The organism is Providencia sp. PROV261 (assembly GCF_028477945.1).
GTDB classification, from domain to species: domain Bacteria; phylum Pseudomonadota; class Gammaproteobacteria; order Enterobacterales; family Enterobacteriaceae; genus Providencia; species Providencia stuartii.
Window position 1 is genome coordinate 25,317 of the sequence record NZ_JAMPMC010000014.1, and the last position, 26,008, is coordinate 51,324.

At 43.8% G+C, this 26,008-nt stretch carries 19 protein-coding genes; 11 read left to right on the plus strand and 8 right to left on the minus strand.

The features are described from left to right. Positions 1-63: 63 nt before the first annotated feature. The 7 genes from PR675_RS09780 (at position 64) to deoD (ending at position 8,364) form a co-directional block, all read left to right on the plus strand. Positions 64-1,218: a patatin-like phospholipase family protein gene (locus tag PR675_RS09780; protein ID WP_036941918.1), complete on the plus strand. Its 1,155-nt coding sequence runs from the start codon at positions 64-66 to the stop codon at positions 1,216-1,218. After that, the gene (locus PR675_RS09785) at positions 1,211-1,993 is read left to right on the plus strand and encodes a TatD family hydrolase (RefSeq protein ID WP_060560950.1); all 783 of its coding nucleotides are present in this window, start codon (positions 1,211-1,213) and stop codon (positions 1,991-1,993) included. The genes PR675_RS09780 and PR675_RS09785 overlap by 8 nt, the downstream gene beginning before the upstream one ends. 304 nt (positions 1,994-2,297) lie before the next feature. After that, complete coding sequence (locus PR675_RS09790) at positions 2,298-3,572, plus strand: NupC/NupG family nucleoside CNT transporter (RefSeq protein ID WP_169342151.1); 1,275 nt, start codon at positions 2,298-2,300, stop codon at positions 3,570-3,572. 477 nt (positions 3,573-4,049) lie between these two features. Then, entirely contained in the window at positions 4,050-4,829 is a 780-nt protein-coding gene (deoC, locus tag PR675_RS09795) for a deoxyribose-phosphate aldolase (RefSeq protein WP_004926644.1), read from the plus strand. A gap of 53 nt (positions 4,830-4,882) precedes the next feature. Further along, a complete protein-coding gene (gene deoA / locus PR675_RS09800) occupies positions 4,883-6,205 on the plus strand; it encodes a thymidine phosphorylase (protein WP_004926646.1) in 1,323 nt (440 codons plus the stop codon). A gap of 61 nt (positions 6,206-6,266) precedes the next feature. Further along, positions 6,267-7,490, plus strand: coding sequence for a phosphopentomutase (deoB, locus tag PR675_RS09805; RefSeq protein ID WP_014656829.1), 1,224 nt, complete (start codon positions 6,267-6,269; stop codon positions 7,488-7,490). Between the two features lie 157 nt (positions 7,491-7,647). Further along, a complete protein-coding gene (deoD, locus tag PR675_RS09810; protein ID WP_004926652.1) occupies positions 7,648-8,364 on the plus strand; it encodes a purine-nucleoside phosphorylase in 717 nt (238 codons plus the stop codon). A 92-nt stretch (positions 8,365-8,456) separates the two neighbouring features. On the opposite strand, the gene PR675_RS09815 is transcribed toward deoD, so the two are convergent. From PR675_RS09815 to PR675_RS09840, 6 genes are all read right to left on the minus strand, one after another. Continuing rightward, positions 8,457-8,960 carry a GNAT family N-acetyltransferase gene (locus tag PR675_RS09815; RefSeq protein WP_169342152.1) on the minus strand — a complete coding sequence of 168 codons (504 nt, stop codon included), beginning with the start codon at positions 8,958-8,960 and terminating at the stop codon, positions 8,457-8,459. Positions 8,961-9,119: 159 nt separating this feature from the next. Continuing rightward, positions 9,120-11,909, minus strand: a complete 2,790-nt coding sequence (locus PR675_RS09820) for a M16 family metallopeptidase (RefSeq protein ID WP_060560952.1) — start codon at positions 11,907-11,909, stop codon at positions 9,120-9,122. Next, the gene (locus tag PR675_RS09825; protein WP_004926661.1) at positions 11,899-13,605 is read right to left on the minus strand and encodes an ABC transporter ATP-binding protein/permease; all 1,707 of its coding nucleotides are present in this window, start codon (positions 13,603-13,605) and stop codon (positions 11,899-11,901) included. The genes PR675_RS09820 and PR675_RS09825 overlap by 11 nt, the downstream gene beginning before the upstream one ends. Before the next feature lie 48 nt (positions 13,606-13,653). Then, on the minus strand, positions 13,654-16,422 hold the full coding sequence (locus PR675_RS09830; protein WP_036941908.1) for a secretin and TonB N-terminal domain-containing protein: 2,769 nt from the start codon (positions 16,420-16,422) through the stop codon (positions 13,654-13,656). Between the two features lie 117 nt (positions 16,423-16,539). Next, positions 16,540-17,526 (minus strand): FecR family protein, encoded by a 987-nt coding sequence (locus tag PR675_RS09835; RefSeq protein WP_004926667.1) that lies wholly within the window; start codon positions 17,524-17,526, stop codon positions 16,540-16,542. Then, positions 17,526-18,062, minus strand: a complete 537-nt coding sequence (locus PR675_RS09840; protein WP_036941906.1) for an RNA polymerase sigma factor — start codon at positions 18,060-18,062, stop codon at positions 17,526-17,528. Before PR675_RS09840 ends, PR675_RS09835 begins: the two co-directional genes overlap by 1 nt. Before the next feature lie 179 nt (positions 18,063-18,241). On the opposite strand from PR675_RS09840, the gene PR675_RS09845 reads away from it, so the two are divergent. Then, positions 18,242-19,024 (plus strand): energy transducer TonB, encoded by a 783-nt coding sequence (locus tag PR675_RS09845; protein WP_272582734.1) that lies wholly within the window; start codon positions 18,242-18,244, stop codon positions 19,022-19,024. 43 nt (positions 19,025-19,067) lie between these two features. Here PR675_RS09845 and PR675_RS09850 read toward each other — a convergent pair whose 3' ends face one another. After that, positions 19,068-19,847, minus strand: coding sequence for an AhpA/YtjB family protein (locus PR675_RS09850; RefSeq protein WP_004926675.1), 780 nt, complete (start codon positions 19,845-19,847; stop codon positions 19,068-19,070). Between the two features lie 96 nt (positions 19,848-19,943). On the opposite strand from PR675_RS09850, the gene serB reads away from it, so the two are divergent. From serB to nadR, 3 genes are all read left to right on the plus strand, one after another. After that, a complete protein-coding gene (gene serB / locus PR675_RS09855; RefSeq protein ID WP_004926677.1) occupies positions 19,944-20,921 on the plus strand; it encodes a phosphoserine phosphatase in 978 nt (325 codons plus the stop codon). Positions 20,922-21,055: 134 nt separating this feature from the next. After that, a complete protein-coding gene (radA, locus tag PR675_RS09860) occupies positions 21,056-22,444 on the plus strand; it encodes a DNA repair protein RadA (RefSeq protein WP_004926679.1) in 1,389 nt (462 codons plus the stop codon). Between the two features lie 79 nt (positions 22,445-22,523). Further along, positions 22,524-23,756 carry a multifunctional transcriptional regulator/nicotinamide-nucleotide adenylyltransferase/ribosylnicotinamide kinase NadR gene (nadR, locus tag PR675_RS09865; RefSeq protein ID WP_004926682.1) on the plus strand — a complete coding sequence of 411 codons (1,233 nt, stop codon included), beginning with the start codon at positions 22,524-22,526 and terminating at the stop codon, positions 23,754-23,756. Between the two features lie 81 nt (positions 23,757-23,837). Here the strand turns inward: nadR and ettA are convergent, their stop codons facing one another. Then, positions 23,838-25,505: an energy-dependent translational throttle protein EttA gene (gene ettA / locus PR675_RS09870; protein ID WP_060560953.1), complete on the minus strand. Its 1,668-nt coding sequence runs from the start codon at positions 25,503-25,505 to the stop codon at positions 23,838-23,840. Positions 25,506-26,008: the final 503 nt, after the last annotated feature.

Sequence of the window (26,008 nt, forward strand, 5' to 3'; positions counted from 1 at the left end):
ATGGGGCTGTGTTTATACATAGGCATCCTATCGCTATGTGTAGAAGGTTGTCAGGGGACGAAGATGGGAAAACATGTATCAGTAACACTTGGCAGTATTGAGCCTTTGGCTTTTTATGATGAGCTAAATAAAGGAAAAACAGCGCTTATCTGTGAAGGTGGAGGGCAACGCGGTATTTTTACGGCCGGTGTTTTGGATGAGTTTTTAAAAACAGGCTTTAACCCCTTTGATATCATGATTGGCACATCGGCGGGAGCACAAAATCTCTCTGCTTATATCTGTGGTCAATATGGCTATGCTAGGCGAGTGATCACGCGTTATACGACAAGCCCACTCTTTTTCAACCCACTGCGTTTTATTCGAGGGGGGCATTTAATCGATTTAGATTGGTTAGTGGAAAGCACCTCGAAAGAGTTTCCTCTGCAAATCTCCTCTGGCATTGAGTTAATGGAGGCGGGGCGTGAGTTTTATATGGGGGCAAGCCGTAGCGATGATTTTGAAGCCGAATTTTTAAAGCCTAATGCGGATACATGGCTCGATATCATTCGGGCATCCAGTGCGATCCCCGGTTTTTATCGCATGGGGGTTGAGTTTGAAGGGACTTTGTATCACGATGGTGGGATCAGTGCGGCGATACCGGTTGAAGAGGCATATCGTCAGGGCGCTGACACGATTGTCGTCATCCGTACGGTGCCTTCACAAATGTACTTTACCCCTGAATGGGTCAAGAGAATGACTCGCTGGCTAGAAGGTGAAAAGTATGGTCTACAACGAATGGCAACCATGCTAAAAGTTCATCTGAAAAGTTATCGTCGTACTCAAGAGTTTATTGAAAATCCACCGGGTGATTTACAGATTTTTGAAATTTATCCACCGACACCGTTAAAAAGTAGTGCATTAGGAAGCCGCTTATCAGCACTTAATCAGGATTATCATGTCGGTCGTCGTTGTGGGCGCTATTTTATTGCCGCATTGGGTCACTGCTTTACAATGAATAATGATGCCGTCAATCGCTTTAGTTTTGAAAGTGCAGCCCATGAAGAGATGCAGATCCTCCAAGATTATGAAGAGGCGATATCTGATGCGCAGCATGATGGTGAATTAGTCGCTCAACGTAAAGCGAAAAAAGCGACCGATACAGCACAAGCCATTATGACGGGCGCAATTGTGGCAGCCAATGAGGAGCCGGCGCAACAGATCAACGAGAAAAATGACTAACCGATTTATTGATACACATTGCCATTTTGATTTCCCACCTTTTATTGGTGATATCAATAAAAGCCTAGAGGCTGCTCAAGCGGCAGGGGTCACTGATATTATTATTCCTGCTGTCAGTGCCGATAATTTTGAGCGTGTTTGGGGGTTAGCACATGATCATCAACAACTGCATGCCGCTATCGGCTTGCACCCTTTGTATTTAAATGTTTTTCAAGAACACCACTTGGAAACATTGGCTGAATATCTCCATCAACATAGCCCAAAATGTGTTGCAGTAGGGGAAATCGGTCTTGATCTCTATATGCAAGAGCCCTTGTTTGATTTACAACAACGTGTCTTGATTGCACAGCTAAAATTGGCGAAGCAATATGATCGACCTGTTATTTTACATTCGCGAAAAAGCCATGACCAATTAGCGGCAATATTGCGCCGTTATCCTGTTCCTGCATGTGGGGTTATTCACGGGTTTGCGGGGAGCTTATCTCAGGCTCAAGCCTTTATTAAATTGGGTTATTCGATTGGAGTAGGGGGCACCATCACCTACGAACGAGCTAATAAAACTCGCCAAGCGATAGCTCAGTTACCTCTTACTTCACTGGTGTTTGAAACGGATGCACCAGATATGCCTGTCTCTGGTTTTCAAGGCGAACCCAATCGCCCTGAGTGCATTCAATGGATTTTTCAGTCGTTATGTGAACTACGCCACGAAAGTCCAGATGAAATTGCGCAGCAACTTTACATAAATAGCCTATCATTATTTAATCTGCTCAAATAAAGGCCATCAAAATTCACTTAAGTGAACAGTTGGTTTATATTCCTCCATCGGCATATCTCGTTCGATTTTTCACCTATTTTTTGTGTTCTACGATGCTTTCCAGACTAAACTGATAATTAAATGTGATTTTGGTCACAAGAACTGAATTTTTGTTACTTTTTACACTGCGTATTTGTGACGTAGGTTGCGGGTTCTTGGAAGGGACTAGGTATAATCATCGCACAAAGAGTCAAGGGAACTTATGGGTTCTCTTTCTACATCAATCTAGCATTAAGTGAACAGGGATACTTCCATGCAACTCATTATGAGTCTGGTTGGGATGGCAGTACTGATTGGTATTGCCGTACTATTTTCCAGCAATCGTCGAGCGATTAAACTCCGTACCGTTGGCGGGGCTTTCCTTATCCAAATCGTTATCGGTGCATTCGTGCTTTATGTACCAGCAGGTCGTAGCGTATTACAAGGGATGTCTGATGGCGTTTCTAAAGTCATCAGTTATGGCCAAGATGGGATGAACTTTATTTTTGGCGGCCTTGTTTCTGACAAAATGTTTGAACTATTCGGCGGCGGCGGGTTTATTTTCGCACTACGTGTACTGCCAATTATTGTCTTCTTCTCTTCTTTAATTGCCGTTCTTTACTACCTTGGCATTATGCAGCTGGTTATCAAGATTCTTGGTGGTGGTCTGCAAAAAGTACTTGGCACATCAAGGACGGAGTCTCTATCTGCAACAGCGAATATCTTTGTTGGGCAAACGGAAGCACCATTAGTTGTACGTCCTTATATCTCTACCATGACCAACTCTGAGTTATTCGCAGTAATGTGTGGTGGTTTGGCCTCTGTTGCTGGGTCTGTACTGGCAGGCTATGCTCAAATGGGTGTTCCAATGGAATACTTGATTGCAGCATCATTCATGGCGGCGCCAGGTGGGTTACTGTTTGCTAAACTCTTAGTGCCAGAAACGGAAAAAGCGTATGATAATGTCAATGCGACAGAGCTGATTGCTGAAGATGAGCGCCCTGCAAATATTATCGATGCAGCCGCTTCAGGTGCTGCTTCCGGTATGCAATTGGCCTTGAACGTAGGTGCGATGTTACTGGCATTTATCGCTTTAATCGCCCTAATTAACGGTATCTTAGGTGGTATTGGTGGCTGGTTCGATTACCCTGAACTGTCTCTTGAATTAATTCTAGGTTGGTTGTTTGCTCCGATTGCTTATTTGATCGGTGTGCCATGGAGTGAAGCAACAATTGCAGGTTCATTTATTGGACAGAAAATTGTTGTCAACGAATTCGTGGCCTTTATGAACTTTGGTGAATACATGAAAGCCGATGCGGATGTACTTGCAGCCGGTAAGCAAGTTCTGTCTGATCACACTAAAGCCATTATTTCATTTGCACTGTGTGGGTTCGCTAACCTATCTTCTGTGGCTATCTTACTTGGGGGGCTTGGGGGCATGGCGCCAAACCGTCGTGGTGATGTGGCACGCTTAGGTATGAAAGCGGTTCTCGCGGGTACACTCTCTAACTTAATGAGTGCAACAATTGCTGGTTTCTTCCTAACACTCGCAATTATATAACCTCAAATCTTTGAGAAAGGGCAAATGCCCTTTCTCTTTCATTATTATTTCATTATTTTCAGCTATATTCTTTCTTACTTTTTATTTCATCCTTCTATTTTTGAACTACGCTTAATCAAGTGTATTTATGGCGTGAAGTGACAAAAAAAGTCATAAAAAGCCATTTGAGAGAATAAAATTGAGACTAATTAGCGTATAATTGAGACATTGTTCACAAATATGTATTTAACAATGTAACTTTCAGGTAATTAATGTGATTTGTGGCACATAAAATAGCCGAGTTCCATGGTCAAATAGGTATAAATTAGCTGCTATGGACTGCTAGTTCTCAGAGTGCATACACTCTAGGGCATTGTGCGGTGAGAAGGAATTCAGCTGCTACATTCGGGTTTTCGAGTAGCATCTTTAAGGAACCAAGCCCGCTCGCCAACAAAGAACGTGTTGTTCTGACAGAATTCACAAAGTTGGAGAGTTTTTATGACTGATTTAACTGTAGCTGCGCAACGCGCACTAAATCTAATGGATTTAACCACCCTGAATGATGACGATACTGATGAGAAAGTGATTGCACTGTGTCATCAAGCGAAAAGTCCTGCGGGGCAAACGGCTGCCATCTGTATCTACCCTCGTTTCATCCCTGTTGCCCGTAAAGCACTACGTGAGCAAGGTACGCCAGAAGTGCGTATTGCAACAGTGACTAACTTCCCTCACGGTAATGACGATATTGATATTGCACTGGCTGAAACGCGTGCGGCTATCGCTTATGGTGCAGATGAGGTTGACGTGGTTTTCCCGTATCGTGCATTAATGGCTGGGAACGAAAAAATTGGTTTTGATTTAGTGAAAGCCTGTAAAGAGGCTTGCGCTGCTGCAAATGTACTTTTGAAAGTCATTATTGAAACGGGTGAGCTAAAAGATCCGGCTCTGATCCGTAAGGCTTCTGAAATTTCAATTAAAGCAGGAGCAGATTTCATTAAAACATCAACAGGTAAAGTACCTGTTAACGCCACCCTTGAAAGTGCTGAGATCATGATGCAAGTGATCCATGATATGGGCGTAGCAAAAACAGTGGGTTTTAAACCGGCTGGTGGTGTGCGTACCGCTGAAGAAGCTGCTCAATACTTAGCATTAGCAGATAGAATTTTAGGTAAAGATTGGGTTGATGCTCGCCATTTCCGTTTTGGTGCATCAAGCCTGTTAGCTAATTTGCTGAATACGCTTGGTTTTGAAACTAAAAAATCAAGCAGTAGTTATTAATTAGACCGCGCTTAAGCGATTACCTAGATTCTGTTTGAATTAAGGAGCATACCGTGTTTCTGGCACAAGAAATTATCCGTAAAAAACGTGATGGCAAACCACTGAGCGAAGAAGAAATTCGTTTCTTCATTAATGGTGTACGCGATAATTCAGTTTCTGAAGGTCAAATAGCCGCTTTGGCAATGACCATCTATTTTAATGATATGACCATGGCTGAGCGTGTTGCCCTGACGTTAGCAATGCGTGATTCAGGCACTGTTTTAAATTGGAAATCATTAAACTTAAATGGCCCACTCGTCGATAAACACTCTACGGGTGGCGTTGGTGATGTCACCTCATTGATGTTAGGTCCAATGGTAGCGGCATGTGGCGGCTATGTTCCGATGATTTCGGGGCGTGGTTTAGGCCATACCGGTGGCACACTGGATAAGCTTGAAGCGATCCCTAATTTCGATATTTTCCCTAATGATGAGCGTTTTCGTGACATTATTCGTGACGTTGGTGTTGCAATTATTGGGCAGACGAGTTCACTCGCACCTGCGGATAAACGCTTTTACGCAACACGTGATATCACTGCAACGGTTGACTCTATTCCACTGATTACCGCCTCTATTTTAGGTAAAAAATTGGCAGAGGGCCTTGATGCTCTAGTCATGGATGTTAAGGTGGGTTCAGGTGCATTTATGCCAACCTACGAAAAATCAGAGCAACTGGCCGAGTCCATTGTTAAAGTCGCTAATGGTGCGGGGTGTAAAACAACCGCACTGTTAACCGACATGAATGAAGTACTCGCTTCTAGTGCCGGTAATGCGGTTGAAGTACGCGAAGCCGTTCAGTTCTTAACGGGCGAATACCGTAACCCTCGTTTGTATGAAGTGACGATGGCGCTGTGTGTTGAAATGCTGGTGTCTGGTTCATTGGCGGCAAATAGAGAAGAAGCTCGCCAAAAATTACAAGCAGTCTTAGATAACGGTAAGGCAGCGGAAGTCTTTGGTCGTATGGTTGCGGCTCAAAAAGGCCCAAGTGACTTTGTTGAAAACTACAACAAATATTTGCCTACTGCTGTACTGAGCAAAGCGGTGTATGCAGAGAAAGCGGGTATAATTACCGCGATGGATACACGTGCGCTCGGCATGTCTGTTGTGACATTAGGTGGTGGTCGTCGTAAGGCAACGGATCCGATTGATTATAGTGTTGGTTTGAGCGATATCGCCGCGTTAGGTACTTCGGTTGATAATCAAACTCCACTAGCAATTATTCATGCTAATAGCGAGAAATCGTGGGAAGAAGCGGCAAAAGAGGTGCGTGCAGCCATGGTTATTGGTGATCAAAAACCAGAAACGACGCCAATGGTTTATCGCCAAATTAGTGAATAATTGACAAACAGTTTTATCAGTGGCACTTCCTAATTAGGAAAGATGACGCAGGAGAGAAGTTATGAAACGTACATTTATTATGGTGTTGGATTCTTTTGGGATTGGTGCAGCCGGTGATGCGCACAAATTTAATGATGAAGGTTCAAACACATTAGGTCATATTGCAGAGGCCTGTGCACGTGGTGATGCAGACAAAGGTCGTCAAGGTCCACTGCATTTACCTAACTTAACCAAATTGGGTTTAGGTAAAGCGGCTGAAGCATCTTGCGGTAAATTCCCTGCTGGCCTTGATCCCAATTCAGAAATTATCGGTGCTTATGCTTACGCGAGCGAAATTTCGTCTGGTAAAGATACACCATCAGGCCACTGGGAAATTGCGGGTGTGCCTGTGCTCTTTGATTGGGGATATTTCGCGGATGAAGAAAATAGCTTCCCACAAGAGCTGTTAGATATCATTGTTAAACGTGCTAATTTGCCGGGTTACTTAGGTAACTGCCACTCTTCAGGTACGGTTATTTTGGATAAACTGGGTGAAGAACACATGAAAACGGGTAAACCGATTTTCTACACCTCCGCTGACTCCGTATTCCAAATCGCCTGCCATGAAGAGACTTATGGCTTAGACAAACTGTATGAGCTATGTGAAATCGCTCGTGAAGAGTTGACAAACGGCGGCTATAACATTGGTCGTGTTATCGCACGTCCATTTATTGGCGATAAAGCTGGTAGCTTTGAGCGTACCGGTAACCGTCATGACTTAGCCGTTGAGCCACCATCACCAACGATGCTGCAAAAATTAGTTGAAGAAAAACAAGGTGAAGTGGTTTCTATCGGTAAAATTGCGGATATCTACGCACATGTAGGTATCACTAAGAAAGTCAAAGCAACAGGGATTGATGCGCTGTTCGACGCAACCGTGAAAGAAATGAAACTGGCTGGTGATAAGACTATTGTATTTACTAACTTTGTTGATTTCGACTCCGCTTATGGTCACCGCCGTGACGTACCGGGCTATGCAGCAGCGTTAGAACTCTTTGACCGCCGTTTACCAGAACTGATGGAACTGGTCAAAGAAGATGATATTTTGATCTTAACCGCAGACCATGGTTGTGACCCAACTTGGCATGGTACTGACCATACCCGTGAGCACATTCCTGTTCTGATTTATGGTCCGAAAGTCAAACCAGGCTTTTTAGGTCATCGCGAAACATTCGCGGATATCGGTCAGACAGTCGCTAAATATTTCGATCTATCACCGATGGAATACGGCAAGCCAATGCTGTAATTGGTTAACATAAAAACTAAATAAGGCAGGAAACTGCCTTATTTATTGTTGATAGTATTGGGTCATTTGCCGTAGACAGCGAGTATTATCAGTCGCTACTATTATCAGGTAATGATGTTAAACCCTTTAATTTAATGATTTATAAGGAATAATAATAATGGCAACTCCTCATATTAATGCAGAAATGGGTGATTTTGCTGACGTCGTATTGATGCCAGGTGACCCGCTGCGTGCAAAATATATCGCTGAAACTTTCCTCGAAGACGTGCGTCAGGTGAATAATGTTCGCGGTATGCTAGGTTTCACTGGTACTTATAAAGGTCGTAAGATCTCCGTGATGGGTCACGGTATGGGTATCCCTTCTTGCTCTATCTATGCAAAAGAGTTGATCACTGATTTTGGTGTAAAAGTGATTATTCGTGTGGGTTCATGCGGTGCGGTAATGGATGATGTGAAACTGCGCGATGTTGTGATCGGCATGGGGGCATGTACTGATTCGAAAGTAAACCGTCAACGTTTTAAAGATCACGATTTCGCGGCAATTGCTGACTATGAACTTGTTCATAATGCGGTAGAAGCTGCGAAGGCAAAAAATGTTAATGTTCGTGTCGGTAACTTATTCTCTGCTGACCTGTTCTATTCTCCTGATCCAGACATGTTCAAAGTCATGGAAAAATACGGCATTCTGGGTGTTGAGATGGAAGCTGCGGGTATTTATGGTGTGGCTGCGGAGTTCGGTGCTCGTGCGCTGACCATTTGTACTGTTTCTGACCATATTAAAACAGGTGAGCAAACAACCTCAGCGGAGCGCCAAACAACGTTCAACGAAATGATTGAAATCGCATTGGATTCAGTGCTATTAGGCGATAAATAATCATTAAATGATTTTTAATTGAGTAATGCCACGTACATCACGTGGCATTTTTATTGGGAAAAAATGAAGCTCATGGACCCAAGTGGGTTTGATTACCCTCGATTTTTATTAATCCTACTCATCATAATCGCATCGACATATTGGCCATCGCGGAAAGCGTAATCACGCATCACACCTTCTTGTTCAAAACCAAACTTTTTATAGAGCCCCAAGCCATTGTCATTAGTGGCATACACTTCTAATTCAATACGGCGGATGTTTAACCAGTTATCACAGTAGTCGACCATCACTTGCATAAGCTTCGAACCAATACCTTTTCCTTGGTGCATTTGACTGACCGTAATGCCAAAACTCGCGGCATGTTTACGCCGTTGTTGACTTGGTTGATGGAGAGTGAGGATCCCAACGACAGTATTATCAAGAGTAGCAACAAAATGCGTGACGAGAGGATCATTGGTAGCTAGACGCGCCTCCCAAGTTTCTGTCGATGGGTAGGGTAGCTGTAATGTATTAGCGTATGCCGAATAATCAATATGCATTTGAGTGACGGCGGGAATATCGTCTAAGGTTGCTCTACGGATAACGATGTCGTTCATCATGCTATTTCTCTTTTTTATTTGAAAACACGATCATTAATCATATAAGCCTAGTGAACGTCAAATAATTAAATGATCGTATTTTCGTGAGGCAGCGTTTTATCAGACCGTATTTTAAGCGAATAAAAAGGGGGGATTAACCCCCTTCAATAGCTACGGTTATGGTGTCATCGTAAATACTTTCGGGTTTTGCCCCAGATATTGATTGGCGATACGGTTGAGATCATTGACCGTAAGTTGCTGGATAATGGCACGCTCTTGGTTTAGACGCTGATATTGTTGGTCATCGGCAGCGACCTGAGCTAACGCCTCGGTCCAATAACCTGAACTGTCGGTTATTTGTGCATTTTCCGTAAGCCAAATATTTTTTGCTTCAGTTAATTCTTTACTATTTACCCCTGAGTGACGTAGTTGATTAATTGTCTTTTGGGCGATCTGTGACATCTCCTCAGTACGTTCTGGTGAGGTGGTAAAGTTGAGGCGTGCAAAATAGTAAGGCTGCGGTTTTTTCGCCAGCATTTGTGAAAAACCAAGTGCATAGATACCGCTGGCTTTTTCGCGTAGTTCGCCGCGTAGACGTTGGCTCACAATGGTATCTAGCAGTTGCATTGCTAACTGATCTTGCTGTGTCCATTGTGCAGGGGCAGCAAATTGGATGCTGACCATACTTTTATCACTACTGCTGATCGGGTAATTTTTATTGAAGCTCGCCATTTTAGGCATGATCCCCTGATCACGCCATGCCAGCTGATGATGACTGGCAGGGATAGAAGCAACCCACTGTTCTAATAATGGTTTTAAGTCACGGGTATTCACTGCTCCGCTAATTACCAGTGTCATATTCGCCGTTGAAGTGAGTAACTGGCGGTTAGCTTGCTGTAATTGGCCCGCGGTGAAATTTTTCCAGCCACCTTGTGGGTTAATGACTAACAGTTCACCGTGCTGGTAGCTTTCCTTATTAATATTATCAAGGAAGGTGCGCTCAACAGGTGTTTTGGCAAGGTTCAACGCAAATGACTGTTTCTGCTGCTCTAATTTTTCACCGCTAAATTGCGGAACTGTCAATTTTAAGTGCAGTAATTGCAGGGCGGTTTCGAGGTTATCAACAGGGGCCTTACCGCGGAAACCATGAGTGAGCAATTCACTATAAGGGCGAAGCGAAATCTGATTTTGTTTCGCTAATAATGCCAAATCACGTGCGCTATATTCACCATAACCGCTACTTTCTGGTAGCTTTAATGCCCAATCTGTTAGCCCCGCAGTTTGCATGGTTTCAAGTGAACGGCCGCCGGGTAGCTGTAAATTAAACTGAATATCTTCTTTAAGATTTTTATCAGCTTTGACGATGACCTGAATACCATTGCTAAGTAGCCAACGTTCGGTTTTTGCGACAGGAAGTGCAGTCTGCTCAGTGATTGTGCCTTTAGCCACTTTAGGCAATTGCAGAGTGATCGCTTGAGAGCGTAAGGTGAATGGCCCCGGTGAACTTAGGCGGGTATTTTGCCACTGCTCACTAAAGTCTGCATGATTGACTTTATTTGCGTCAGTATCAGGACCAATTAGGGCTAAGCGTGGTGAAGCTTCATTTAAAAAGTTAGCAACGTGCTGTTGTAAATCGTGCGGTTTAACTTTTCCAATCAGTTGGTAGCTCTTATCCAATTGTTGGCGTTTATTCCACATTGGCATCTCATATTCAAGCGCGGTGGTTAATTGACCTGCCAAATAATCATTGCCATAGCGCTGTTCAGCGGCGGCCTGCTGGCTGAGTTTTTTCAATAGATTTTGACGAGCGCTATCAAGCTCTTCTTGTGTTACCGGCTCAGTCGCTAATCGCTGTAGCTCAGTAAATAAAACCTGAGTGGCGCCAATATAATCATCTCCTTTAGGGTGGATAATCATTAATTGTTGTAAGCGCTGGTTATCTAACATCGAGCCTTGCTCATTAATACTAATGGCGGGTAATACGCCATTATCCACTAAGACAGAGAAACGTTGATTTAGAATGGCGAGCCATAAGCTATCCATTAAATCTTCGTATTGCCCTTCTCGTGTGTTGAGAGGGGCGATAATGTCTTTTTGCAAAGCAAATTGAACATAACGAGCGCCTTGCTCTTTATCAAACACTGGTTGAACTAACAGCAAATTAGAGTGAGCAAACTGCTTCCATTCTGGATTGTCTTGAGACAAGGTCTCTGGCTTTGGTATGGCGAAAAGCGTATTGATTTCGTCACGTACTGTAGATTGATTGAAATCCCCAATCACCAGCAGGGTCATACGTTGTGGCTGATACCATGTCGCATAATACTCTTTTGCCAGTTCAATCGGTGCTTGGCGAACAATATCGAGTTCCCCTATTGGGTTACGCTCTGCATAGCGGCTACCGTGGTAGCGTAAATGCTCAAGGCTATCATTAACACGATAGCCCATTCCTTGGCGCAAACGCCACTCTTCAATAATCACTGGGCGCTCTTTTTCAAACGCTTGTTGATCAAATGAGATATTGGATGCCCAATCCGCCATCACTTGTAGGGCTGTTGAGACTTGTGCTGGTGTGGCGTTCGGGAGTGATAGCTTATATAAGGTTGAATTGAGGCTAGTGATCGCGTTGACATGACTGCCAAGCTTCAATCCTTGCTGTTCTAACTGTTTAAAGCCTGTTGTGCCTGGAAAATGTTTTGTACCTTTAAAGGCCATATGTTCAGTAAAATGGGCCAATCCTAGCTGTTGTTCGTTTTCTTGCAACGAGCCACTTTTCACTAATAAGCGTAGCTCAACACCTGGTTGAGAACGCGGTAATAGGTAAACGTTTAGGCCATTATCTAATTGATAATGTTGCAAATCAGTACGGATAGGCAATAAATTCTGCCCCATCGTACTGGATGAAGCAGACACCCCGCAGCCTGTGAGGCTGAGGCCAATAAAAGCGGCGAGTAATATTTTACGAAGCATATTCAGGCAATCCTGTGGTTATATTGGCGCGAGTTTGCGCTTCTTGAAGCGGAAGAGTGTGTTCGGCAACTTGTGATAGGAAACGTTGATGGGTAACCAACACAATAGCGCTATCGTGTAGTTCATGTTTAATGAGTTGAATTAACTCAAGGGCGCTATTTTCATCAAGTGCTGAAGTGGTTTCATCCAAAAGTAATAATTTAGGGCGATTCAGAAGAAGTCGAGCAAACATAATGCGTTGTTGCTCACCACCTGATAATCGGTTATGCCAGTCTGTCTCTAAACTTAATTGATAGTGCAGTTTCTCTAGACCCACTTTGCTAAGTGCGAGTTTAAAATCAGCCTCTGTAAATTGCTTAGCATCTTGAGGGTATGCCAGTAAGCTGTCTAAACGGCTGATAGGAAGATAAAGGCGTTGTGGGATCCACATTAGGTGGTTTGTACGTTTAATCGCACCTTCAAAGAATGGCCAATGGCCACTTAAAGTACGTAATAGGGTTGATTTACCAATGCCGGAGCGCCCAGAAATTAAAGTGACTTCCCCTTGTTTAGCCACGACATGCACATGCTCAATTAAAGTGCGATTATCTGAGGTAGTCACTTTAACAGCGGCATCAAGTAAAGGTGGTTCTTCGGTGATTTCTACCTCAGCCGCTTTATCATTTTCCAATAAAATCACAAAATTATATAGACGTGAGACGGTAGCCTGCCATGCCGCTATTTCTTTATAGGCGAAAATAAACCAGCCTAATGAAGTGGCAACACTGCTAAAGGCTTGGCGTAACTGCATCAAACCGCCTAACATAATTTCGCCGGCGAGGAATTTGGGCAGCGCCAATAATACAGGGGCGAGAGCGGTCACTTGTTGGTAGCCAACGGTGTAAAAAGAGAGGTTCCGTTCGCAACGAATTAAGCGGTTCCAATTACGAATAATTTCACCGAAGCGCTGCATGAGCTCTTTTCTATCTTGCGTCTCACCACGTTGCCCTGCTATTGCATCGCCATGCTGACGACAATTGATCAAGGCGCTACGGTAATCGGCTTCACGGCGCTGCTTATCCATATTTAAGCGACGTAGAGGGAAACCTATCCATTGCGTTAAGGCGATACCAATAAGGGTGTAAATAATACAGGCCCAAAACATATAACCGGGGATAGACCAATCAGTACCCACCAAGTTGAATGAGAGGCTACCTGACAGTGTCCAAAGAATAGTGGCAAAGGAGACCAGTGTTAACATTGAGTGCAGGAAGGTGACCAGCAGATTCAGTGTCGATTCAATCAGTAATCGAATATCTTCTGCAATACGTTGATCAGGGTTATCTGGCTCTTGTGAGGTTAATCGTAGCATGTAGTGTTTACTGTTTGGAGAAAGCCAGCGATTGAGCACTAACTCTGTCATGCCTTTACGCCAACGAATGATCAGCATTTGCTTGAGATAGTTCCCCATAACGACCACGAAAATTAATCCGCTTACTAACACCACAAAATATTGCAAGAGGCCATAGAGTGCCTGACCATCCAGTTTCTGTAACGCATTATAGAAATCACCGTTCCACATGTTCATTTTGACATTGAACCAGACCGATGACAGGGTTAGCCCCAGTGAGGCGGCAAGCAGTAGCCAGCAGAAAAGGGCAGCGCGCTGCCCCCAAAAAGGTTTAACTAAATAGAAAAATTGTTTCAGTGTCTTCATGACGTTCTTCGTATTGTTGTTGTAGATTGCTCACATTGCTAACAAGATTTAAAGGTCGTAATTGACCTGTAGCCAGAATTGGCGACCTGGATCGTAAGATTTCAACACCCTATCTTCGAACACAAAGCGGTCTGCGATATTTTTGTTATTCAAGATATTGTTCACTTCAACAGAGAAACCAAAGCCATAGGCAAAATCAGGTTTCCAGCCAAGGCGGGTATCCCATGTGTATTTACTGGAGAAGTGCTGTTTGGTGTATTTACGAACTTGCCCATACTCGGGATCAAATGCGTAGGCATTGTCATAGCGAACAGCTTGGTCGCGTGCGCCCCACCATTGCAGGCGGTTATACCAAGTTAGGTCGTAATCATCCCAAACACTGGTCAGTTCTAAGTTTAATTTGAATGGCGAGTTGAAACTGGTGGATGGCAGTTTCGAGGCATCAATGACTTTACCGTCATACCATACCTTGTTGAGGTTCACTTTATTGGCAGGATCAAACGAGTTATAGCCTGCATCTTTTGGCGTATTACTTTCACTTTGCTGCCATGTCAGTGAAGCGGTCATCACATGAGAAGCTTCTGCCCACTCCCAAGGTTGGCTGTTATTAACGGAAAGTGTCACGGTGTCATGTGAACTACGACCGCCATTATCAAAGGTGCGAATGCTACGTTTACTTGCATCACGAGTGTCGTATTTGGTACGCGTTCTTACCTCATCATAACCTTCACGGTGGACATATTGTAGGCGCCATGTGGTTGATAAGATCTCCTGTTGCAGTGCAAGGGTTAGCTCATCGTTATAAGGGGTTTTAAGTGAATCAAGTCCTTCATAATCTTTTTTGTTATCCCAATCGTTTTTATTAGGATCTAGGGAGCAGCCATCATAACTATTGCATAATTGCATCCCATCATTTTGTGCGCCATATAAGGCATAGGTGAGCATTGAACGACCGTAATAACGGTTCGCACCTGCAATAATCTGTGTTTTGCCATCGCCAAAGACGTCGTAGTTACCGGATAAACGCGGTGCTATATTGGTACGATTAACGAAGTCGTCGCGATCTAAACGGATCCCCGGACGAATGGTTAACTTGCCGTATTGAATATTGTCATCAAGGAATACAGCATAATTAGTGTAGTCCGCAGCGTGGCTTCCTGCTTGGAATCGAGTGACATTACTGAGGTAACCGTTATACATGCCACTGTCATCTATGCTACCTGTGTATGTATAACGGAAGTAGTCTTTATCTCGTCGATAAGTGCCTTTGGTGTAATTGAGCTCTGCGCCTAAAGTGGGTTTATGAGTGAGGCCTATGCCATCTTCCATGGTATTAAAACGCATCACCCCCTTTAACCCATGATTTTTCTGTTTTGAGGTGAGATCGCCTAAACCGCCGCTGCTACTTTCCGTGGTTTGATAGGTGGAATAGTCAATAGCACGGACTGTGAGTGAATATTTTTGGTCATCAGTACGATCATCTTTGAGTGTTTGGGTGTTCGCGGTTAACTCGAATTGGCCAATATCAAATTGATGTTTAAAAACCGCGGTAAAACCCAGTCCATCATGGGTTGAATCATAACCTGAATTCATGACTGAAGCAGAAAATAGACGACTATCGTAAGAGGCATAGTTAGCTGAGAGATCTAATGTGCTTTTATCTGATAGGTCGAGCGAATATTTCAGGAAGTAGTTATCCGATGTACGGTGCTGCTTCTTTTCACCTGAAGCGAAATTAACCATTTCCACTTGATTATTTTCATCAAAGATAACGGAATCGCCGCCAGTTACCGTCATTGGTATCGTGGAACTGCGGCGTGATGCTGAAAATACGATACCTGAATTTTCACTGACACCTAATTCGAACCAACCACCAAAATCATCTTTATCGTAGCGATTTTGGAAACGAGCAGGGTTAGCGGTGTCATTCTTGGTCGTATCGATCCCAAGCGAGGAGTCATGAAATAAATTGTTCCAACCGGAGCGGGTTAACCGATAATAGGCGTGTGCGCTGTTTTCACCTTGCCAGCGGCGGCTATTAACCTCAACGGTTCCCCCCGTAAAGCCACCAAATTCGACAGGAATATTATTGTCATAGACCGCCATACTATCGATAAGACGACTATCGATATAGATCCCCTGATCGCTACTGCTTAAGCGGGTTGCTGTTTCACCAAGGCCATTATCTGCGGGGTCAAAGTCATTGTTGAAGCTAACGCCATCAAGACGATAAGCATTTTGATAACTGCTGGAGCCGTGAATTGAAATACGCGAAGGCTTTATTTCCCCTTGGTTCATTGAGTTGCTGTCATTATTAGCAAATTGAACGGCAGGGTTGGTTTTCATCAGATCCGTAATATTGCCATCGCCCGTGTTACGTTGGCTGATCTCTTCCGATGTCACATACTGTGGCGCAGACATAACATCTGTCGCTGGGTGATTTTGTTGTACGACCCCAGAAACCTGTGTTTCGGGGAGGACTAATGTGCCTTGATTAAGGTTCTGTGAACGGATCACGAAGATGCCATTATCACTGACTAACTCTAATCCGCTACCGATAAGTATTTTTTGTAATGCGGTTTGTGCGGTGTAGTGACCTGATAATGCAGGCGCGCGTAGGCCATTGAGTTGGCTCTTGTCATACAGTAATTGGATATTTCCTTGCTGGGTTATCTGTGCCACAGAAGTGGCTAGTGCTTGTTCTGGAAGTGAGAAAGCGACTTCTTGCGCAGCAGCAGATTGGCAAACTATTGCGCTACTAACGGCAACGAACAGTGCAAGCGGCTTAAACCGTTTGTGGGTGAATCGAATAGACATGAGTATCCCTTATTCTTAAGCGGCACAAAAAGTGTGCTAAAAATGGCAAAATAAATAACAACTGCTTAAGTAGAGGGAGAAATGAGAATTATCCTCACCTGTAAATCGAAATAATTTTCATTTATTTTTTTTATTTTGAATAATCAATATGTTATTTTTGTCTTGATAAACGACTTGTACAGGTAAAAGCATTGGAAGTGCTTGGAAAAATGACTCAGGTTGACGTAAATTGATCCGACCAGAGATTTTACTTTGCGCTAAAGAAGGCGGTGATAATTCAATGTTGACGGGTGAGTAAGCGTTAAGTTCAGAGAGCACCTCAGCCAATGGTTTATCAGTAAAGCTCAACTCACCAAAACGCCACCTTGCCACATCAAGAGGCGCAATTTTATTCATTTTGACAGGGCTATTGATGGCAGAGCTAGTCGCGCTATCCCCAGCAAACAGGTAAGTCGTTGCTTGCTCTTGCCCTGTTTTCAGACTCACTATCCCTTTGCTAACACGGACAGCGACTTGTTGCTGATGTCTATCGACTTCAAACTCAGTGCCAATGACTTGAATGCGCCTTTCATCGGCTAAAATCACAAAAGGCCGATAAGGATTGGATTTGACTTTGAAATAAGCGTTGCCTTCATCTAGATATATCCGCCGAACCTCTGTTTCATAGGCTACCCGCACGCGTGTCTGGCGATTGAGAAATAATGCAGAGCCATCTGATAGAGTGACCTCTTTTGGCATATTAGTTGCGACGAGAGTCATATTGTTGAACAACATTGAGGGTAGCTGACTATAGGGTAAGAATAAAATAGCGGCAATAAATAGCGCTGCTAAGGTATTTCCCAATGGGCGCCATAACCGGAAAAAGAGCTGTTTTTTCGGGGGGAGTTCAATAGACGCTGGCCGTGGCATTGAATCGAACTCGCGCCAAACCCCTGCAATCGCTTCATAGGCTTTCGCATGCTCAGGAGATGCGTGTAACCAGATATCAAATTGCTTTGCCTGTTCAGCGCTCATCTGCTGACTGTGCTTGCGGGTGAACCACAGCGCTGCTTGCTCATCAATAGAATCTAATGTATCCGGCTCAGAGTGTGTTGTACGTGTCATTAATTATTATTGCTCTGATTATCAAGGTGTTTTTTACAATGTACCAAAGCTGCTGCTATATGCTTTTCGACCATACTAATGGAAATTTCCATTCGTTCAGCAATCTCACTTTGTGACAAACCATCAAATCGGTAGAGCAAAAAAGCTTCGCGACGCCGTGGAGGGAGCGACTCGATCGCCTCACTAAGCCACTGGATACGTTGTTGATGCTCCAGTATTTCACTGGGATCAGCTTGTGTCTCTTCGAGCTGCTGTTCAAGTAAAGCATCATCAATGTTTGTTTCAGACGTGGGTTGGCGTTGATGACGTCGCCAATGGTCAATTAACACATGATTGGCGATTTTGAACAAATAAGCACGGCTCTCTTTAATCGGAGATTGCTCTTTTCGATTAAGCCATAGTGTAAACACATCCTGAGATAAATCATCAGCATCGTTACTATTACCTAGCCGATTGCGGAAAAAGCGGACAAGTTGGCTATACGTTGACTGATATGCGCCGCTAATTTTACGGGCAAGGGATTTATCAATAGTCATTTTTCGCTGGTGTTAAAAGTTAAATTACACGCTTAGGCGTGATAAAGATTTGCTCAAATCGCTTTATTGTTTTATTTCAAATAGTTATTTTAACTTTAGAATGTTATTAATAATAATGAATATCATTTTTGTTTGTATTATGCCTATAATCTGCAAAAAATAAAGTCGTGAGGCAGAATATGAGCAGTATCGCGGGTAAGTTAGAGCGCCCGATTTTCCGTCCACTGGGCGGTTCATTTTTAAGTCTTCTTTTCCACGGAACACTCGCAGTGATATTTATTGGCTGGTTTACGGCGTCAATACCGACAACAGGGGTATTGCCACCCGCAATATCATTACAACTAGGCGTTTATCAGCTTGAGCAGCATTCAGAGCCTGAAGTGAATCATGCTGCGAAACAGCAGATGGCGACACATGAGGAAGTTTTACCTGAATTAGTTGAAAAAACAGAAAAACTACCCGAAACACCGTTAGTTAATAATGGAACCTTAACCAAGGTCAGCGAAAAGAAACACCCACCTAAAAAGAAACCTACACAAGTCAAAAAAGTCGTTGAAGAGGCGCCTCTCAGTACGCAAGAGTCAGCAGTGACTTCGGCACCAGCAGCGGGGAGTGAAGCAAGTAGCAGTGCGAACTTCTCCAGTAATGCCTCGGTGGCGGTGAGTGGTCATCAAGGTTGGCACAGTGAGGTTCATCAGCGTTTAGCAAAAGCGAAACGTTATCCAAGGGCGGCGCTACGTTTTCGTTCAACCGGTGTCTCTCAGGTCAAAGTGATGGTGGACAGTCACGGTGAGGTGATTAGTGCCAGTTTGATTAATTCATCTGGAACCAAACTGTTAGATAAAGAGGCGATTGCGACCATAAACCGCGCAGCGCCATTCCCAGCCCCTCCTGAAACGCTATTAGTGGATGGCAAAGTCGAATTCGTTGCACCGATTGTTTTTGACACTTATTCCATGTAATTGAACTGCTGAGGGGAGATCCTCAGCGGTGTGAGTTCGTGGCTTAATTTTCAGGGGGTTTGGGCTTATTCGGCTTGCTTTTAGCACGACGTCTTTTAGGGCGATAAGGCCGATGTTCGCTTCTTTTCCGGTCAAAATGAGGTTTTTTGGCAATGTTTGGTGCCATATTTTCATCATCTTCATTGCCGCTGTCTTCATCAACAACGAGCTGAGGCGGTACATTTTTGCCTTTCTTTTTCTTGGTGCGGAATAAGGTATTTGCCAGCACAATCCCAATACAGAGCGCTAATAAAATAAAGAAACGTAATACATTGGTACTGTTATCAGCTTGCTGAATTTCTGTGGTTAGTAGCTCAGTATCAATGGTAAGCCGTAAATAACCTTTTGGCTCTTCTTTTCCGGGAATAGGTACAACCAGTTGATATTGAAAAGGTTGTGTTGATTGTTTGCTATCAATGGCAAGGCGTTCACGTACCGGAACTGACTCTCCCGCACTCGCAATTAAGGTTCCTCCCGCCGAATAAATACTGGCATCCAAAATGTATTTGTCTTTGGTGACATTGTTTAAATTGGCGATAATGCGTTCTCGATTAAAATCTTTGCTGCCGGAAACGATATAATCGGATAAGCTGAAAGCCACTTGTTCGGCCAAAACTCGAGTTAGCTGTTTAAATTGTTCGACTCTGTTTTGGTTTTGGCTGTTACCTAAATAGGTTATGCCATGCATTAATAGGGCGATTAATGCGACACAGATAATAATTATCACTGTTTTGTGAAGCTTAAAGGTCAGTTTCATAGAAATCACTAAGTGCTCTTTATCCATTCTCTGGCATCATGTTGCCAGAGCTTGTACAGATAAGGTAGTTTTGGGGCATATTTTTATTATAAAACGTTGAGTCGATTACAGGAGCTAATTTTCATGTCAACGAGTTTGACCTATTGCTATTTACCCGATGAAATTCAAAAGTGGCCCGGGTTACCGCTGTCATTGAGCGGTGAAGAGGTCATGCCTTTAGATTACCGCGCTGGCGACAGTGGTTGGTTATTATATGGACGAGGGTTAGATAAGGCACGGATCAGCGATTTTCAGCAGCGTTTGGGGATAGCGATAGTGATCGTTTCATCATGGCGAATCGATGACTATCAAGTGGTCAGAATTGCGGGAAGCATTACTCCTCGCATCAAAAAATTAGCCGATGAAAGTTTATTAGATGTTGTTCCATTAGGGCAAATTCCCCGTTTACGTTCACCGGGCCTGCTGTTAATGGATATGGACTCTACGGCAATTCAAATTGAATGTATCGATGAAATTGCACGTTTGTATGGCGTGGGCGAGCAAGTATCGGAAGTAACTGAACGAGCCATGCAAGGTGAGTTAGATTTCACGGAAAGCTTAAGAGCGCGTGTGGCGTTACTTAAAGGGGCCGATGTGATGATTTTGCAGCAAGTCATGGATACGCTGCCATTGATGCCTGGCTTAACCAGCCTTGTTCGTAAATTACAAGCGATGGATTGGCATGTGGCGATTGCATCAGGAGGATTTACATTCTTTGCCGATAACTTACGTCAACAATTAAAATTGGTCGCCGCTGTTGCGAATCAGCTAGAAATCAAAGACGGTAAGCTCACCGGTAAAGTCAAAGGGCCAATTGTCGATGCCAAATTTAAAGCACAAACGCTGGTTAAGTTAGCAGAGCGTTTAGAAATACCGATTGAACAAACCGTGGCAATCGGCGATGGCGCAAATGACTTGAAAATGTTGCGTAAGGCGGGGTTAGGAATAGCTTATCACGCGAAGCCAAAAGTCTACGCACGTGCCAAAGTGGCTATCCGTCATGCTGATTTAATGGGGGTTATGTGCGTGTTGAGCGGGGGGCTTAAGCACGAAGAGCGGTAATATTCATCATACAGAGCAGCCGTAAAGTGACGGGGTATTTTAAGTATTACGGGCACCAACTATGCGGATTATTGAATAGCATATACTTTGAATTAAAGGCAGTTAGTTAAAAAAGGGTTAATAGGAGCAATATTGTGGCGAAAGGTGCAAAAAGAGCGTTTGTCTGTAATGAGTGCGGTGCGGATTATCCGCGCTGGCAAGGGCAATGCAGTGCCTGTCATGCATGGAATACCATTACAGAAGTGCGCCTCGCCTCAAGTCAATCATCGCCACGTCATGATCGCTTAACGGGGTATGCCGGAAATGCTGCTGGCGTAAGCCGTGTGCAAAAGCTATCAGAAATTAGCCTTGAAGAGCTGCCGCGTTTTACCACAGGATTTAAGGAGTTTGACCGCGTACTTGGTGGTGGCGTCGTACCGGGGAGCGCGATTTTGATTGGCGGGAACCCAGGGGCTGGGAAAAGTACATTGCTACTACAGACCATGTGCTTACTTTCACGCGAAATGAAAACACTGTATGTCACAGGGGAAGAGTCGCTGCAACAGGTTGCTATGCGTGCACATCGCCTTGGTTTGCCGACGGATTCGCTAAATATGCTATCTGAAACCAGCATTGAGCAAATTTGTTTAACGGCAGAGCAAGAGCAACCTAAATTAATGGTGATCGACTCAATCCAAGTCATGCATATGGCTGATATCCAATCTTCCCCCGGCAGTGTGGCTCAGGTGCGTGAAACCGCCGCTTACTTGACGCGTTTCGCCAAGACGCGCGGTGTCGCTATCATTATGGTCGGTCATGTGACGAAAGATGGCTCTTTAGCTGGTCCTAAGGTGCTAGAGCACTGTATCGACTGTTCGATTATGTTGGATGGGGATGCCGATAACCGTTTTCGTACTTTGCGTAGCCATAAAAACCGTTTTGGTGCGGTTAATGAGCTAGGTGTGTTTGCGATGACGGAACAGGGTTTGAAAGAGGTAAATAATCCTTCGGCTATTTTCTTAAGTCGTGGTGATGAAATCACATCGGGTAGTTCCGTCATGGTGGTATGGGAAGGCACACGCCCACTGCTGGTGGAGATACAGGCATTGGTCGACCATTCAATGATGTCAAATCCTCGTCGAGTTGCGGTAGGGCTTGAGCAAAACCGTCTTGCGATTTTATTGGCTGTTTTGCATCGCCATGGTGGCTTACAAATGTCAGACCAAGACGTTTTTGTGAATGTGGTTGGCGGCGTTAAGGTCACTGAAACGAGTGCGGACTTGGCGTTATTGCTTTCTTTAGTCTCCAGTTTTCGGGATCGTCCTTTACCACGAGACCTTGTGGTATTTGGTGAAGTTGGCTTAGCTGGTGAAATTCGCCCTGTGCCGAGTGGGCAAGAGCGTATTTCAGAAGCGGCAAAACATGGCTTTAAACGGGCGATTGTTCCCCATGCGAACATGCCCAAAAAATCACCTCCCGATATGAAAGTGTACGGTGTGAAAAAGTTGTCAGATGCTTTAAGCGTAATGGATGAATTTGATTAATCGTCTCGTCATATTTCGCACTTTCGTGGCGTTCGATAACGCTACATTTCGAATTATTGAGAGCAAATAAGGGAACTAAATGGCTGAATTTGACTATCTTAAGAATGCAATTAAGCAAGCTGGCTATACATTACAGCAAGTTGCTGATGCCTCTGATATGACCAAAGGGTATCTCAGCCAGCTTATCAACAACAAAATTAAAAGCCCGAGCGCACAAAAGATCGCGGCACTTCATCGCTTTTTAGGGCTGGAATACCCAAATAAACAAAAAAGCATTGGGGTCGTTTTCGGGAAATTCTATCCCTTACATACAGGTCATATCTACTTGATCCAGCGTGCTTGTAGTCAAGTTGATGAGTTACATGTCATTCTTTGCCATGATGAGCCGCGTGATAAAGACCTATTCGTGAATAGCTCCATGTCACAACAGCCGACAGTCAGTGACCGTCTACGTTGGTTATTACAAACATTCAAATATCAAAAAAATATTCATATTCATTCATTCGATGAGCAAGGTATCGAACCTTATCCACACGGTTGGGAAGTGTGGAGTGAGGGAATGAAGGGCTTTTTGAAAAAGCACAATATTCACCCAAGTTTTATCTATTCGGGTGAAGCCAATGATGCACCGCGCTATAAAAAGTACTTAGGGATAGAAACTATCTTAATCGATCCTGAACGGACCTTCATGAATATCAGTGGTAATCAAATTCGTCAGGCCCCTTTCCGATATTGGGATTATATTCCGACAGAAGTGAAGCCCTTCTTTGTACGTAAAGTGGCAATACTCGGTGGTGAATCAAGTGGAAAATCGACACTCGTCAACAAACTGGCCAATATTTTTAATACCACCAGTGCGTGGGAGTTTGGGCGTGATTATGTGTTTTCTCATCTTGGTGGTGATGAAATGGCATTGCAATATTCTGACTACGATAAAATTGCATTAGGCCATGCTCAATATATTGATTTCGCGGTTAAATACGCCAATAAGGTCGCTTTTATTGATACTGATTTTATTACCACTCAGGCTTTTTGTAAGCGCTATGAGGGCAAAGAGCATCCTTTCGTACAGGCCTTGATTGATGAGTATCGTTTTGATCTGGTGATCTTATTAGAAAATAATACCCCATGGGTAGCCGATGGTTTACGTAGCTTGGGGAGTGAAAAAGACCGGCAAGAGTTTCAATCTTTGTTAATTGAAATGCTAAAGAAAAACAACGTGGAATTTGTTCATGTTGATTCTCCTGACTATGATACCCGTTTTCTCACCTGTATTTCGTTAGTACAGCAATTGCTGATGTTAGACGAATAATATAATGGGTTATTGAAAGTGAGAGATTGGAATAACACAAATACCTCATCATGAGGTATTTGTGTTTGTAGGAGGCTTGGCTTATTTGCTCATGCGCTTATATTTCATGCGATGAGGTTGTAGAGCTTCGGCACCCATAGTCCGTTTTTTGTAATCTTCATACTCAGAGAAGTTACCTTCAAAGAAGGTGATATTACCTTCATCTTGATAATCAATAATATGAGTTGCAATACGGTCAAGGAACCAGCGGTCATGCGAGATAACCATTGCACAGCCCGGGAACTCTAACAAGGCGTTTTCTAAGGCACGCAATGTTTCAACATCGAGGTCGTTCGTGGGTTCGTCGAGTAACAGTACGTTACCGCCAACTTGTAGCAGCTTAGCTAAATGCAGACGTCCACGCTCACCACCGGACAACTCGCCAACACGTTTACCTTGGTCAACGCCTTTAAAGTTAAAGCGACCCACATAAGCGCGGCTTGGGATCTCAAAGTTACCAATACGCATGATATCTTGTCCGTTCGAGATCTCTTCCCAAACCGTTTTGCTGTCGTCCATGGAGTCACGGAACTGATCTACAGAGGCAATCTTCACCGTATCACCTAAGGTGATGGTGCCTGAATCTGGCTGCTCTTGGTCTGAGATCATACGGAATAGGGTTGATTTACCCGCGCCGTTAGGGCCGATGATACCGACAATGGCTCCTTTTGGAATGGAGAAACTTAGGTTGTCGATAAGAACACGGTCACCGTAAGATTTGCTGAGGTTTTCAACTTCAATAACCTTATCACCCAAACGTGGACCCGGTGGAATAAATAATTCACTGGTCTCATTACGTTTTTGGTATTCAACGCTGTTAAGTTCTTCAAAGCGAGCCAGACGTGCTTTACCTTTCGCCTGACGGCCTTTTGGATTTTGGCGGATCCACTCTAACTCTTTCTCAATCGATTTACGTCTTGCCGCTTCCGTTGAAGCCTCTTGCGCTAAACGCTCATCTTTTTGTTCCAGCCAAGAAGAGTAGTTACCTTCCCATGGAATACCTTCACCACGGTCAAGTTCGAGGATCCAACCTGCAACGTTATCAAGGAAGTAACGGTCGTGGGTGATCGCCACAACAGTGCCTTCATAGTCATGTAAGAAACGTTCTAACCAAGCAACGGATTCCGCATCCAAGTGGTTAGTTGGCTCATCAAGGAGCAGCATGTCCGGTTTTTCTAACAGAAGACGGCAGATAGCAACACGGCGACGCTCACCACCGGATAGGTTTTCGATTTTAGCATCCCAAGGTGGCAAACGCAGTGCATCGGCAGCACGCTCTAGCTGGTTATCCAAGTTATGACCATCTTGTGCAGCAATAATGGCTTCTAACTCGCCTTGCTCTTTAGCTAACTTATCGAAATCCGCATCAGGATCGGCATAAGCGGCATAAACTTCATCTAAACGCGTTAATGCGTTTTTAACTTCAAAGACTGCCTCTTCAACCGCTTCACGAACAGTGTGTTCAGGGTTGAGCTTAGGCTCCTGTGGTAGATAGCCAATTTTGATACCGGGTTGAGGGCGTGCTTCCCCCTCAATTTCCGTATCGATACCCGCCATGATGCGTAATAAGGTTGATTTACCCGCACCGTTAAGACCTAAAACACCAATCTTCGCCCCAGGAAAGAAGCTCAGAGAGATATTTTTCAAAATATGACGCTTCGGTGGAACAATTTTTCCGACTCGGAGCATAGAATAAACATATTGAGCCAATTTTTTTTACCTATTGTTTTATAAACGAAAGTTCAATATTTGATAGTGTTTTTAGCAGACATATGACCGTCTTATCACGCGATTATACCTTAGGCGACTTTTGCTGCTGTAAACGTTACTTTCTATCTTAAAATTTTTCTGAGCTTCACTCTAATTGTTCCTCACTCTAAGTCAATAGTTGCGTGTGTTTCCGATACTTTCTTGTGAATTAACCCCCACTTAAGACGGGATCAAAATTAAGTAAAAACGCGCATGTTTCATCATGGGGTAAATGACCTTTTACATTGTAAACAAAAAATAATCATTAACAGGGGGGAACGGGGGGTGTTGGCTATTTTTTAATACGGGGGCTGTTTTGTTTTATAGATAAACATATCGATTAGTCTTGTTAGGGTGAATTTAGTTTAAGGCTTAATGGAAATTTCTTTTTGTTTGGCTTTGATGAAGGTATTTATTGGATCATGGTAGAGTGACATGCCATTTAATATTTCATTAATAAATCT

What these genes read in the sequence shown, in the direction of transcription:
- PR675_RS09825 (WP_004926661.1), bottom strand. Translation starts at nt 13,605, where the DNA reads ATGAAGACACTGAAACAATTTTTCTATTTAGTTAAACCTTTTTGGGGG.
- deoC (WP_004926644.1), top strand. Translation starts at nt 4,050, where the DNA reads ATGACTGATTTAACTGTAGCTGCGCAACGCGCACTAAATCTAATGGAT.
- deoD (WP_004926652.1), top strand. Translation starts at nt 7,648, where the DNA reads ATGGCAACTCCTCATATTAATGCAGAAATGGGTGATTTTGCTGACGTC.
- nadR (WP_004926682.1), top strand. Translation starts at nt 22,524, where the DNA reads ATGGCTGAATTTGACTATCTTAAGAATGCAATTAAGCAAGCTGGCTAT.
- PR675_RS09845 (WP_272582734.1), top strand. Translation starts at nt 18,242, where the DNA reads ATGAGCAGTATCGCGGGTAAGTTAGAGCGCCCGATTTTCCGTCCACTG.
- PR675_RS09820 (WP_060560952.1), bottom strand. Translation starts at nt 11,909, where the DNA reads ATGCTTCGTAAAATATTACTCGCCGCTTTTATTGGCCTCAGCCTCACA.
- PR675_RS09815 (WP_169342152.1), bottom strand. Translation starts at nt 8,960, where the DNA reads ATGAACGACATCGTTATCCGTAGAGCAACCTTAGACGATATTCCCGCC.
- PR675_RS09840 (WP_036941906.1), bottom strand. Translation starts at nt 18,062, where the DNA reads ATGACTATTGATAAATCCCTTGCCCGTAAAATTAGCGGCGCATATCAG.
- serB (WP_004926677.1), top strand. Translation starts at nt 19,944, where the DNA reads ATGTCAACGAGTTTGACCTATTGCTATTTACCCGATGAAATTCAAAAG.
- PR675_RS09780 (WP_036941918.1), top strand. Translation starts at nt 64, where the DNA reads ATGGGAAAACATGTATCAGTAACACTTGGCAGTATTGAGCCTTTGGCT.
- deoB (WP_014656829.1), top strand. Translation starts at nt 6,267, where the DNA reads ATGAAACGTACATTTATTATGGTGTTGGATTCTTTTGGGATTGGTGCA.
- PR675_RS09835 (WP_004926667.1), bottom strand. Translation starts at nt 17,526, where the DNA reads ATGACACGTACAACACACTCTGAGCCGGATACATTAGATTCTATTGAT.
- PR675_RS09790 (WP_169342151.1), top strand. Translation starts at nt 2,298, where the DNA reads ATGAGTCTGGTTGGGATGGCAGTACTGATTGGTATTGCCGTACTATTT.
- PR675_RS09785 (WP_060560950.1), top strand. Translation starts at nt 1,211, where the DNA reads ATGACTAACCGATTTATTGATACACATTGCCATTTTGATTTCCCACCT.
- PR675_RS09850 (WP_004926675.1), bottom strand. Translation starts at nt 19,847, where the DNA reads ATGGATAAAGAGCACTTAGTGATTTCTATGAAACTGACCTTTAAGCTT.
- PR675_RS09830 (WP_036941908.1), bottom strand. Translation starts at nt 16,422, where the DNA reads ATGTCTATTCGATTCACCCACAAACGGTTTAAGCCGCTTGCACTGTTC.